This is a genomic window from Mycobacterium sp. 1245852.3 (genome assembly GCF_001669335.1).
GTDB classification, from domain to species: domain Bacteria; phylum Actinomycetota; class Actinomycetes; order Mycobacteriales; family Mycobacteriaceae; genus Mycobacterium; species Mycobacterium europaeum_A.
In genome coordinates this window covers 1-11430 of the sequence record NZ_LZLL01000619.1, presented here as the reverse complement: position 1 = coordinate 11430, position 11430 = coordinate 1, and the positions used below count along the sequence as shown (strand labels likewise).

Below are 11430 nucleotides of genomic sequence, written 5' to 3'. Positions count from 1 at the left end.
GACTGGCAGCACGGCGTGTTCATGGGGGCCACCATGGGCAGCGAGCAGACCGCCGCCGCCGAGGGCAAGGTCGGCACCGTGCGCCGCGACCCGATGGCTATGCTGCCGTTCCTGGGCTACCACGTCGGTGACTACTTCCAGCACTGGATCGACCTGGGCAAGAACTCCGACGAGTCCAAGCTGCCCAAGGTGTTCTTCGTCAACTGGTTCCGCCGCGACTCCGACGGCGGCTTCCTGTGGCCGGGCTTCGGCGAGAACAGCCGGGTGCTCAAGTGGATCGTGGACCGCATCGAGCATCAGGCCGGCGGCCAGGACACCCCGATCGGCATCGTGCCGACGGCCGACGACCTGGACCTCGACGGCCTGGACGTCGAGGGCGGCGACGTGGCCAAGGCGCTGGCGGTCGACCCGGCCGAATGGCGCGAGGAACTGCCCCTGATCGAGGAGTGGTTCGAGTTCGTCGGCGACAAGCTGCCCACCGGCGTCCGCGACGAGTTCGAGGCCCTCAAGCAGCGGCTGTCCGAAGCGGGCTGACCCACCCTCGGGTGGGGGCTGACCGATCAGCCCGCCAAACGCGAATCGGGGCTGGCCTTCTTTTCCGCGTACATCAGCTCGTCGGCGCGGGCCAGTAGTTCGTCCACGCCGGCGGTGTCGGAGACCGGTGCGCGCACCAGCCCGATGCTGGCCGACACCCGGTAGGGCCGATCCCCGGTCTTGTTGAAGTTCCCGAACGCCGCGGCGAGTCGCTCCTCGAGTGACGTTGTGCCGTCGCCGTTCTCGGTGACCATCACGCAGAATTCGTCGCCCCCGATCCGGGCCAGGATGTCGGACTCGCGGCGAATCGTCCGCAGCACATGGGCGACGTCCCTGAGCAGTTTGTCGCCCACCTCGTGGCCCTGCTCGTCGTTGACCTTCTTGAGGCCGTCGACGTCGAGGAAGGCGAGCACGCAGTTGTGGCCGAGGTGGTGGGCTCCACGGAGTTTCTGCTCGGCCAGCAGGTAGAAGCCGCGACGATTGTTCAGTCCGGTCAGCTCGTCGGTCACCGACAGCCGGCGGATCTCCTCGTTGGCGCGCTCCAGCGCGGCGGTGCGATCGCGCACCCGCTGTTCCAGTTCGGAGTACAGCTGGACGTTCTCCATGGCGATCGAGGTCGAGTCGGCCAGGGCCTGCAGCAGGTGCACCTCGTGTTCGGACGGCTGATGCGGGGCGGCCCAGTAATTTCCGATCGCGCCGATCGGATCGAGCTTGCGGATCGGCACCATCACCAGGCTCTTGACGAAGGTGGGGCGGTACAAGGTGTGCGGGATGCGCGAGTCGCGGTAGATGTCCGGGATGACCGCCGCGTCGCGGTTGAGCATCGCCCACCCGCTGATGCAGGACCTGATCGGTAAGCGGCTGCCCTTCCACAGCGGGGCGATCGCATCCTCGTCGGCGTAGTAGCACCGGTCATCGTCCCGCAGCACGAACGTGGCTCCGTCACACCCGGTGAGCTCCCGGGCCCGGGTGCGCACGATCCGCTGGATGTCGGGCAGGGTGCGCGCCAGCGAGAGCTCCTGAACCGCATGCACCAGGCGCTCCATGCCGTCGACGTAGTCGGACGGCGCGACCGCGGGGGCCGGCGGGGCAGCGGCGCATGCCGCGGGCTCGGATGCCTGCTCGGCGGTCATGCGCACCTCCGGTGCGAAGTGGCGTACCCGCCAAGGCTGACTTCCACGGCCAACGGCATTGTACTTAACTGCGTTATCGGCGGCGACTTTCCGCGGGCCGCGGCCGGCGCCCAAAATGACCGGACGCGCGCATCGCGACGGCGCCGCGAGGGCGTCGGCCGGCGCCGCGAAACGCTTTGCTGGAGCGGGGGCGGAGCCGCGGCCGCCGACCACTTAACACCCGTCAAGTTTGGCGGCGGTACAGTCTGCGCATGCAGATCCGCCCGTATATCGGCGCCGACAAACCTGCTGTCATCCTGTACCCGTCCGGGACGGTCATCACCTTCGACGACCTCGAAGCGCGAGCCAATCGCCTGGCGCACCGGTTCCGCCAGGCGGGCCTGCGTGAGGGCGACACGGTCGCCATCCTGATGGAGAACAACGAGCACATCCACGCGGTGATGTGGGCGGCTCGTCGCAGCGGTTTGTACTACGTGCCGATCAACACCCACCTGACCGCGGCAGAGGCGGCCTACATCATCGACAACAGCAGCGCCAAAGCCATCATCGGCTCGGCGGCGCTGCGTGACACGCTTGCCGGCCTGGCCGAGCACCTCCCCGGCGGGCTGCCCGAGCTGCTGCTGATCGCCGATGGCGACCTGCCGAATTGGGAGCGCTACCCGGAATGCGTTGCCGGACTGCCCGATACCCCGATCGCCGACGAGATCGAGGGCGATCTGTTGCAGTACTCGTCGGGCACCACCGGCCGGCCCAAGGGCATCAAACGCGAATTGCCGCACGTGCCACCGGCCGAGGCGCCCGGCATGATGTCGGCGCTGGTCAGTTTCTGGATGACGCCCGATTCGGTGTACCTCAGCCCGGCGCCGCTGTACCACACGGCGCCGTCGGTGTGGTCGATGAGCGCGCAGGCCGGCGGCATCACCACGGTCGTCATGGAGAAGTTCGACGCCGAAGGCTGCCTGGACGTCATCGCGCGCCACCGGGTCACGCACGGCCAATTCGTGCCGGCGATGTTCACCCGGATGCTGAAACTGCCTGAGCAGGTGCGTCATTCGTACGACCTGTCCAGCCTGCAGCGGGTGATGCACGCGGCGGCCCCGTGCCCGGTGGAGATCAAGAAGCAGATGATCGACTGGTGGGGGCCGATCATCGACGAGTACTACGCGTCCTCCGAGGCGCACGGATCGACGCTGATCACCGCCGAAGACTGGCTGGCCCATCCGGGCTCGGTCGGCAAACCCATGGGCGGCGCCGTGCACATTCTCGACGAGCACGGCAACGAGCTGCCGCCAGGACAGGCCGGCGAGATCTACTTCGAGGGTGGGTACTCGTTCGAATACCTCAACGACCCAACCAAAACCGCCTCATCGCGCGACAAGCACGGCTGGGCCACCGTCGGGGACATCGGCTACCTGGACGACGAGGGCTACCTGTACCTGACCGACCGGCGCCACCACATGATCATCTCCGGCGGGGTGAACATCTACCCGCAGGAAGCCGAGAACCTTCTGGTCACCCACCCGAAGGTGTTGGACGCCGCGGTGTTCGGGGTGCCCGACGACGAGATGGGCCAGCGGGTGGTGGCGGCCGTGCAGACCGTCGACGCGGCCGATGCCACCGACGAATTCGCCGACGAGCTGACCGCGTGGCTGCGAGACCGCTTGGCGCACTACAAATGCCCGCGATCGATCGCCTTCGAAGCGCAGCTGCCGCGCACCGACACCGGCAAGCTCTACAAGAATGGGCTGATCGAGAAGTACTCGGTGTGAGTCATGCTCCGGGTGGTCGACCTGTCGAGTGCGCCGCACGACGGCCCGGGGTCGCCGCCCGGGGTGATCGTCGCCGTCGGCTCGGCCGCTGACATCGATGCGGCCGAATCCTGGCTTGCGGCGGCAACTTTCACGCTGACCGAAGATCCCTGCGCCGACCGGCGGGTGGTCACCGTCGACTCGCTGTCGGCGACGGTGGACGAACTGACGGCACGCTGCGATCGGTGGCCGCACGCCAGTGGGGTCTGTGACGACGTCCTGCGCGCGGTGGACCCACTGGGCCCGACGCTGTCCGGAGTGACGACCGAGTCGTTGGCGTACTCGACCCTGCAGGCCGGCCCGGAGTTCGCGCGGTGGCTGAGTGAGCGGGGCCCGGCATGCGTCCCCGAGATCGCCGACCCGGTGCGGGTGACGCGCGACGGCGACGTCGTGCGCATCGCGTTCAACCGGCCCCAGCGGCACAACGCGTTCTCCACCGATGCGCGCGCGGCGCTGTTGGAGGCCCTGGCCGTCGCGCAGCTGGATCCGTCGGTCACCGGCGTCGTGTTGAGCGGCAACGGCCCGTCGTTCTGCAGCGGCGGCGACCTCGCCGAGTTCGGCACGTTCGCCGACCCGGCGAGTGCGCACCTGGCCCGTACCCGCTACAGCCCGGCCCTGGCGCTCGACGCGCTGGCGGCCAGGCTCGGCCGGGCGTGCCGGGCCGAGGTGCACGGCCGGGTGATGGGCAGCGGACTGGAGATGGCGGCGTTCTGCGGGTGGGTCACCGCCCGCGACGACGCGGTGTTCGGGCTACCCGAATTGGCGCTGGGACTGCTTCCCGGCGCCGGCGGCACAGTCAGCGTCACACGGCGGATAGGCCGTTGGCGCACAGCGTATCTCGTGTTGTCCGGGCGCACCGTCGGCGTGCCGACCGCGCTGGAATGGGGGTTGGTTGACGAGGTTCAGAAACTCGAATAGGTGGTGGTGGTCGTGGACGGGATGGACGACACGATCGCCGCGAACATGGCGAACCACAGCACCACACCGATCACCGCCGCGACGGCACCCACGACCGCGCCGATGATGGCCCACTTCTTGGCGTTGTTGGACGCCTCCTGGGCCTCGGCGTAGCGGCCCTGGGCCCACAGCCCGGACACCTTAGTGGAGTGGACGATGGACACGATTCCGAACGGCAGGCAGCACAGCACCGTGACCAGGATCGCCCAAACCAGATAATTCTCGGGCTCCTGCCATCCCGGCTGGGGTGCCGGCCATCCGGCCGGCGGAGGCTGGCCCTGCCACCCGGGCGGCTGCTGAGCCTGCCATTCCGGTTGCTGGCCTTGCCATTCCGGTCGCTGCCCCGGCCATTCTGGCGAACCTCCGGGCGGCACGGGAGGATAACTCATGGCGGCTGCCTTTCCCTGTGGTTCCCTCGGTTGGCGAACAGCTTTACTGCCGTTCCGGTTTGCCGGCCGGAGAAGTCAGGCAAATATACTCCCAAACTTTGCTCCGGTCCGTGAGATTTGCGGGCCGGATCAGATCCCGCCCCGCGTCACCAGCTGGCGGGCGATCACGTTGCGCTGGATCTCGTTGGTGCCTTCGCCGACGATCATCAGCGGCGCGTCCCGGAAGTAGCGTTCCACGTCGTATTCGGTGGAATAGCCGTAGCCGCCGTGGATTCGCACCGCGTTCAGCGCGATCTCCATGGCGACCTCGGAGGCGAACAGTTTGGCCATCCCGGCTTCCATGTCGCAGCGTTCGCCGCTGTCGTAGCGCTCGGCGGCGTACCGGGTGAGCTGGCGGGCCGCGGTGAGTTTGGTCGCCATGTCGGCCAGGTAGTTGCCGATCGACTGGTGCTGCCAGATGGGTTGGCCGAAGCTCTCGCGCTGCTGGGCGTAGGCCAGCGCATCTTCGAGCGCGGCGGTGGCGACGCCCAAGGCGCGGGAGGCCACCTGGATGCGTCCGGTCTCGAGCCCCTTCATCATCTGTGAAAAGCCTTCGCCGGCAACGTCACCCAGTATCGCCGAGCGGGGCACCCGGAAGTCGTCGAACGACAGCTCGCACGACTCGACGCCCTTGTAACCCAGCTTCGGCAGGTCCCGCGACACCGTAAGGCCCGGCCCGTGCTCGACGAGCACGATCGAGATGCCCTTGTGGCGGGGCGTGGCGTCTGGGTCGGTCTTGCATAGCAGCGCGATCAGCCCGGAACGGCGCGCGTTGCTGATCCAGGTCTTGGATCCGTTGATCACCAGGTGATCGGCGTCGCCGGGAGCCGCGGGAAGCGCGGTGGTGGTCATGTTCTGCAGATCCGAACCGCCGCCGGGTTCGGTCAGCGCCATGGTGGCGCGCACCTCGCCACTGGCCATCCGCGGCAGGTAGCTCCGCTTCTGCTCCTCGGTGCCGAACAGAGTCAGCAGCTTGGCCACCACGGTGTGGCCGCCCATCGCACCGGCCAGGCTCATCCAGCCGCGCGCCAATTCCTCGGTGACTCGCACGTAGCACGGCATGGAGACCGGCGACCCGCCGTATTCCTCCGGAACGGCCAGACCGTAGATCCCGATCCGCTTCATCTGCTCGATCCACGCCTCGGGGTAGGTGTTGGCGTGCTCGAACTCGCGGATGCTCGGTTTGACGTCGCGGTCGATGAACGCCCGCACCGTGGCGACCAGCATCTCTTCTTCGTCGTTCACCTGTGATCACCTAACCGATTGCGCCGAACGTCGACTTGATGGGCAAAACCGTACGAATTGACGTCAGCAAGTCGACGTTGGGGGTTTGATCCGAATTGACCCTTGATTCCACAGCCTGCCAGCATGGGGCGTTGTGACGAGTGACGGGTATGCGGCAATCCGCGAGGGCGGGCCGTACTTCGACGACCTCTCGGTGGGGCAGGTGTTCGACTGGGCGCCGTCGATGACGCTGTCGTCCGGGTTGGCGGGGGCCCATCAGGCGATCGTCGGCGACCGGCTGCGGTTGGCGCTGGACGCCGACCTGTGTGCGGCGGTGACGGGCCTGCCGGCGCCGCTGGCCCATCCGGGGCTGGTGTGCGACGTGGCGATCGGGCAGTCGACGCTGGTGACCCAGCGGGTCAAGGCCAACCTGTTCTATCGGGGCCTGGTGTTTCACCGTTTCCCGGTGATCGGTGATTCCCTCTACACCCGCACCGAAGTGGTTGGGCTGCGGGCGAATTCGCCCAAGCCGGGGCGGGCGCCGACGGGGCTGGCGGCGCTGCGGATGATCACCATCGACCAGGCCGATCAATTGGTGCTCGACTTCTACCGCTGCGGCATGCTGCCCGCCGGCCCGGATTGGCAGCCCGAGGACGGGCCGCACGACGATCTGTCCGGCATCGGCGCCGACGTGCCCGGCCCGGCCCACGATCCGACCGCGCAATGGGACGGCGAGGTGTTCCGCAACAAGGCGCCCGGTCCGCACTTCGACGCCGGCCTGGCGGGTTCGGTGCTACACAGCACCGCCGACGTGGTGAGCAGTGCACCCGAGCTCGCCCGGCTGACCTTGAATATCGCTGCCACACACCATGATTCGCGAGTCGGTGGGCGTCGGCTGGTGTACGGCGGGCATACCATCGGGCTGGCCTTGGCGCAGGCCAGCAGGTTACTGCCCAATCTGGTGACGGTGTTGAACTGGCAATCCTGCGATCACACCGGGCCGGTGCACGAGGGCGACACCCTCTACAGCGAACTGCACGTCGAATCGGCCGAGCCCACCGGGCACGGGGGCGTGCTGGGGCTGCGTTCGCTGGTCTATGCGGTCAGCGACACCGCGGCCGAGCCGGACCGTCCGGTGCTGGACTGGCGGTTTCACGCGCTGCAGTTCTGAGGCCGACGTGCGCCACGCGCACAATGGGGACGTGAGCTCGGCCGCCACCAAATGGGGAAGTAGCGGGCTGGCCTATTTGACCGGCCTGCCCGACGGTCCCGCCGACTTCTCCCGCGCCAACCTGCTGACCCGCGCCGACGAGATCGCGGCGGCCATCGGCGACAGGCTGGGCGTCGGTGTCGATGCGCCGAGCGTGCTGACGGGGCGGGCGGCGTTGCTGGGCTTGAGCCGCGCCGGGCGGGTGTCACCGGGCGGCGCCACGCGGCTGCTCGCCGCCCGGGATGGCTGGTGCGCGCTGACTCTGTCGCGCGCCGACGACCTCGACGCCGTCCCGGCGCTGCTGCAGGCCGACGACATGCCCGCCGACCCGTGGCCGGTGTTGCAGCGCTGGGCGGGCACCCGCCGGGTGGCCGAGATCGTCGAACGCGCGGGGCTGCTCGACATTCCGGTGGCGGGCCTGGGCGAGGCGGCGCCCGCGCCGCCGCGGATCCGGGTCCAGGGATCGCGGTTGGCGCCGCGCGGCCCGCAGGGGCTGCTGGTGGCCGACCTGTCCTCGATGTGGGCGGGTCCTTTGTGCGCGGGCCTGCTCGCGCGTGCCGGTGCGACCGTCGTCAAGGTCGAAAGCCCGCGACGTCCCGACGGCACCCGGGCCGGAAACCCGGCCTTTTTCGACTGGATCAACGGCCAAAAGCTCTGCTATGGAATCGATTTCGACACCCAGGCCGACGAACTGCGGGAACTGCTGGCCGCCAGCGACATCGTCATCGAGGGCTCGCGCCCCGCGACACTGGCGCGCCGGGGGCTCGGGCCCGAGGACATCACGGCGCGCGCCGGCCGAATCTGGCTGCAAATCACCGGATACGACGGCCACAGACCGGGATTCGGCGACGACACCGCGGTGGCCGGTGGGCTGGTCGGCACCGGCGCCGACGGGCCGGTGTTCTGCGGCGACGCCATCGCCGACCCGCTGACCGGGCTGGAGGCGGCCCTGGCGGTGGCCGAAGCCCTGGGCCGCGGCGGCGGCGAGTTGATCCGCATCTGCATGGCCGGGGTCGCCGCGACCTACGCGGCGCTACCGACCGGGCCCTCGGCATCGGGCGCACCCGTGTCGGCGCCGTCGGCCCCACCGGCAGCACCGCCGGCGTCCGGACTGGGCGCCGACAACGAGGCGGTGCGGCGCCTGGTCGACCAAAGGCGTTGCCTACCATGCTAATTCAGCGGGCCACCTTGCTGGACGGGAGGGCAGCGGACATCCGGGTGGGCGCGCTGATCGAAGAGATCGCGCCGCCGGGTGAGGGCCTGGTGGCGCGCCCGGGGGAGGGCGTGCTGTACGCCCGCGGCGGCACCGTCCTGCCCGGCCTGCACGACCACCACGTGCACCTGCGCTCGGCGGCCTCGGCGCAGGATTCGTTTCTCGTCGGGCCGCCCGGGGTCAGCACCGAAACCGAGCTCACCCAATTGCTGACCAACGCCACACCGGGCCCCGACGGCTGGATTCGCGCTGTCGGCTACCACGATTCGGTGGCCGGAGAACTCGATCGGGGTACGCTGGACGCCATCGTTCCCCACATTCCGGTGCGCATCCAGCACCGCAGCGGGGCGCTGTGGATCCTCAATTCCGAAGCGCTGGGCCGGGTCGGCCTGTCCGAGCATCCCGACGGTCGGCTGCGCAGCGCCGACCGCGGCTGGTCGCTGGCCCTGCAGCGGCGCGAAACCGATCTGGCCGAACTGAGCCGCCGGATCACCGCGACCGGTGTCACCGGCGTCACCGACGCCACCCCGGACCTGGACGCCGACGACATGGCGTCGCTGACGGAGGCGCACCGGCGAGGCGAGTTCCGGCCCCGGCTGAGCTTCCTGTCACCGGGCAAGAAGATCCTGCACGACGACAGCCTGGACCTCGAGGCGCTCACGGAATGGGTTACGCACCAGCACGATAGCGGCCGGCCCGTCGCCGTGCACTGCGTGACCGCCGCCCAGCTGGTGGTGACCATCGCGGCCCTGCGCGAGGCGGGCGGCCACCCGCGGGACCGCATCGAACACGCCGCGGTGGTGCCCGACGACAATCTGGCCGACCTCGCCGAGCTCGGGGTCACGGTGGTGACGCAGCCCAACTTCGTCGCCGAGCGTGGCGACCAATACCTCGCCGAGGTCCCCGCCGCCGAACACGATCAGCTGTGGCGTGTCGCATCCCTGCGCAAGGCGCGGGTGCCGGTCGCGCTGTCCACCGACATGCCGTTCGGCCACGGCGATCCCTGGACGGCGATGCGCGCCGCGGTGCACCGCACCACGGTTCAGGGCGCCGTCTTGGGCCCGCGCGAATGCGTCTCGGCGCGAGAGGCTTTGACGATGTTCCTGGGCCGGGCCGATCAGCCGGGCCGGCCGCGCACCGTGGACATCGGGCAGCCGGGCGACCTGTGTGTGCTCAACGAACCGCCGCAGACGGCGCTGGCCGCCCTGGACGCCGGCCTGGTGGCGGCGACCGTCATCGGCGGTGAGCTGATCTACTTCGCGATGTGAGGTGCTGTCAGGTGGCCGGGCTGAGCGCGGCGCGCAGACTGTTGCATTGGCTGTCGAAAAACCGCCGCGACACTTGGGCTTTCGGCAACACCAGGTCGAAGCCGTGGAAGGCGCCCGGAATGGTTTCGACCTGGCACGGCACCCCCGCGGCGGTCAGGCGCTCGGCGTAGGCGAGGTCTTCGTCGTGGAACAGGTCGTGCGTGCCCACCCCGATCCAGGCCGGCGGCAATCCGCTGAGGTCGTCGCGGCGGCCGGGGACGGCCGCCGCGGGGTCGGCGTTGCCGAGATAGGCCGCCCAGCCGAACTTGTTGCTGCGGTTGTCCCACAGCCGGTAGTGCGCCCGGGGTGCGGTGGCCGAACTGCGGTCATCGAGCATGGGATAGGTCAGCAGCTGAAATGCCGGGCTGAGCTCGGCACGGTCGCGGGCCAGCAGGGCAAGGGCCGCCGCGAGGCCGCCGCCGGCGCTGGCGCCGCCGATGGCGATGCGGTAGCGGTCCACCGAGGGCAGCCCGGCCAGCCAGGTCAGCGCCGAATAGCAGTCTTCCAGCGGCGTGGGATACGGATGTTCGGGCGCCAGGCGGTATTCCACCGATGCGACGGTGATGCCCAGCCGCCTGCTGAAGCCGCTGCAGAGCTGGTCATCCTGCTGGGCGGTGCCGATCACGTATCCGCCGCCGTGGATCCACAACAGCGCGGGCGTGGTTTCGGTGACCCCGGCGGGCCGGAACAGCCGAACGCCGGCCCCCGAATCCAGGGTGACCACCTCGACCCCGGCCACGGGCTTGCCGAGGCGTCCCCGCCACGCGATCCCCGCCCGCATGAGCGGCAGGGTCCGGGGACCCACGAGCCGGCGTGGGGCGATGCGGACAAATCGTTGCAGGTCAGGATGAACATCGTTGTTCGTCACCGCATCAGTATCACCGACGCGGAAAATCATCAGGACGGCTGTGTGGCATCTGCCGCGCACGATTGGACGTCAGGAGGCAGCGTGACCGCCAATAACCCCCGGCTGGCTTCGCGGTTCGTCGACACGGTTCTCGGAACGCTGCACGTCCAGGTCAGCGCGGGCACCGGGCCCGCGGTCCTGATGTGGCCCAGCCTGTTGATGACGGGCGACCTGTGGGCCGGCCAGGCCGCGCGCTTCGGCGACAGCCATCGGCTGGTGCTCATCGATCCACCCGGCCACGGCGGCAGTGCGCCGCTGCGCGCGATGTTCGACTTCACCGATTGCGCCCGCTGCGTCGTCGAGTTGCTGGACGGCCTCGACCTCGACAGGGCCCACTTCGTCGGCAACTCATGGGGCGGCATGATCGGCGGCACCTTCGCCGCCCGCTACCCCGACCGCCTCGACCGCGCGGTGCTGATGAATTGCACGGCCTCGAAAGCCCCTGTTGCGCAAAAGATTCAGTACGCCGCCATGCTCCGGTTGGCGAGGTTGCTGGGCGGCATCCGGCCGCCGCTGACCCGCTCGGCCGTCCGCGCCTTCTTGGGCCCGACGACGCTGCGCACCCGCCCGGACGTGGTGGCGACCGTGCAGGCAGCCGTGCAGTCGGTGAACACCGATTCGGTGCGCTGGGCGGTGCGCAGCGTGGTGTCCGCCCGGCCCGACCAGCACGCCCTGCTGGCCGGGGTCACCGCCCCGGTGCTGGTGGTCG

General features: G+C 69.4%; 11 protein-coding genes. 7 read left to right on the top strand and 4 right to left on the bottom strand.

Features of this window, described 5'->3' with window-relative positions; genetic code table 11:
- On the top strand, positions 1–534 hold a 534-nt coding region (locus tag A9W96_RS28860; protein WP_156765463.1), incomplete at its 5' end, for a phosphoenolpyruvate carboxykinase domain-containing protein.
- Between the two features lie 26 nt (positions 535–560).
- Here the strand turns inward: A9W96_RS28860 and A9W96_RS28855 are convergent.
- A complete protein-coding gene (locus tag A9W96_RS28855) occupies positions 561–1667 on the bottom strand; it encodes a sensor domain-containing diguanylate cyclase (RefSeq protein ID WP_067144582.1) in 1107 nt (368 codons plus the stop codon).
- A 251-nt stretch (positions 1668–1918) separates the two neighbouring features.
- Here A9W96_RS28855 and fadD4 point away from each other — a divergent pair, with 251 nt between their 5' ends.
- Both fadD4 and A9W96_RS28845 read left to right on the top strand, forming a co-directional pair.
- Positions 1919–3436 carry a fatty-acid--CoA ligase FadD4 gene (gene fadD4, locus A9W96_RS28850; RefSeq protein ID WP_066866045.1) on the top strand — a complete coding sequence of 506 codons (1518 nt, stop codon included), beginning with the start codon at positions 1919–1921 and terminating at the stop codon, positions 3434–3436.
- Positions 3437–3439: 3 nt separating this feature from the next.
- A complete protein-coding gene (locus A9W96_RS28845; protein ID WP_067144581.1) occupies positions 3440–4393 on the top strand; it encodes an enoyl-CoA hydratase/isomerase family protein in 954 nt (317 codons plus the stop codon).
- Here the strand turns inward: A9W96_RS28845 and A9W96_RS28840 are convergent.
- The gene (locus tag A9W96_RS28840; protein WP_066866041.1) at positions 4378–4821 is read right to left on the bottom strand and encodes a CD225/dispanin family protein; all 444 of its coding nucleotides are present in this window, start codon (positions 4819–4821) and stop codon (positions 4378–4380) included. The two genes, A9W96_RS28845 and A9W96_RS28840, sit on opposite strands and share 16 nt — an antisense overlap.
- A 129-nt stretch (positions 4822–4950) precedes the next feature.
- Entirely contained in the window at positions 4951–6105 is a 1155-nt protein-coding gene (locus A9W96_RS28835) for an acyl-CoA dehydrogenase family protein (protein WP_067144580.1), read from the bottom strand.
- A 133-nt stretch (positions 6106–6238) separates the two neighbouring features.
- Between A9W96_RS28835 and A9W96_RS28830 the strand changes: the two genes are divergently transcribed.
- From A9W96_RS28830 to A9W96_RS28820, 3 genes are read left to right on the top strand one after another with little or no spacing between them, the layout of a single operon-like run.
- Entirely contained in the window at positions 6239–7255 is a 1017-nt protein-coding gene (locus A9W96_RS28830) for a MaoC family dehydratase (RefSeq protein WP_066876330.1), read from the top strand.
- Positions 7256–7286: 31 nt separating this feature from the next.
- Positions 7287–8468: a CoA transferase gene (locus A9W96_RS28825; protein ID WP_067144579.1), complete on the top strand. Its 1182-nt coding sequence runs from the start codon at positions 7287–7289 to the stop codon at positions 8466–8468.
- Positions 8462–9775: an amidohydrolase family protein gene (locus A9W96_RS28820; RefSeq protein WP_067144578.1), complete on the top strand. Its 1314-nt coding sequence runs from the start codon at positions 8462–8464 to the stop codon at positions 9773–9775. The genes A9W96_RS28825 and A9W96_RS28820 overlap by 7 nt, the downstream gene beginning before the upstream one ends.
- Positions 9776–9782: 7 nt before the next feature.
- On the opposite strand, the gene A9W96_RS28815 is transcribed toward A9W96_RS28820, so the two are convergent.
- Positions 9783–10682, bottom strand: a complete 900-nt coding sequence (locus A9W96_RS28815) for an alpha/beta hydrolase (protein ID WP_067144584.1) — start codon at positions 10680–10682, stop codon at positions 9783–9785.
- Between the two features lie 180 nt (positions 10683–10862).
- On the opposite strand from A9W96_RS28815, the gene A9W96_RS28810 reads away from it, so the two are divergent.
- Positions 10863–11430 (top strand): alpha/beta fold hydrolase (locus A9W96_RS28810; RefSeq protein ID WP_067019496.1); only part of this gene is annotated, 568 nt, incomplete at its 3' end.

What these genes read in the sequence shown, in the direction of transcription:
- A9W96_RS28855 (WP_067144582.1), bottom strand. Translation starts at nt 1,667, where the DNA reads ATGACCGCCGAGCAGGCATCCGAGCCCGCGGCATGCGCCGCTGCCCCG.
- fadD4 (WP_066866045.1), top strand. Translation starts at nt 1,919, where the DNA reads ATGCAGATCCGCCCGTATATCGGCGCCGACAAACCTGCTGTCATCCTG.
- A9W96_RS28845 (WP_067144581.1), top strand. Translation starts at nt 3,440, where the DNA reads ATGCTCCGGGTGGTCGACCTGTCGAGTGCGCCGCACGACGGCCCGGGG.
- A9W96_RS28840 (WP_066866041.1), bottom strand. Translation starts at nt 4,821, where the DNA reads ATGAGTTATCCTCCCGTGCCGCCCGGAGGTTCGCCAGAATGGCCGGGG.
- A9W96_RS28820 (WP_067144578.1), top strand. Translation starts at nt 8,462, where the DNA reads ATGCTAATTCAGCGGGCCACCTTGCTGGACGGGAGGGCAGCGGACATC.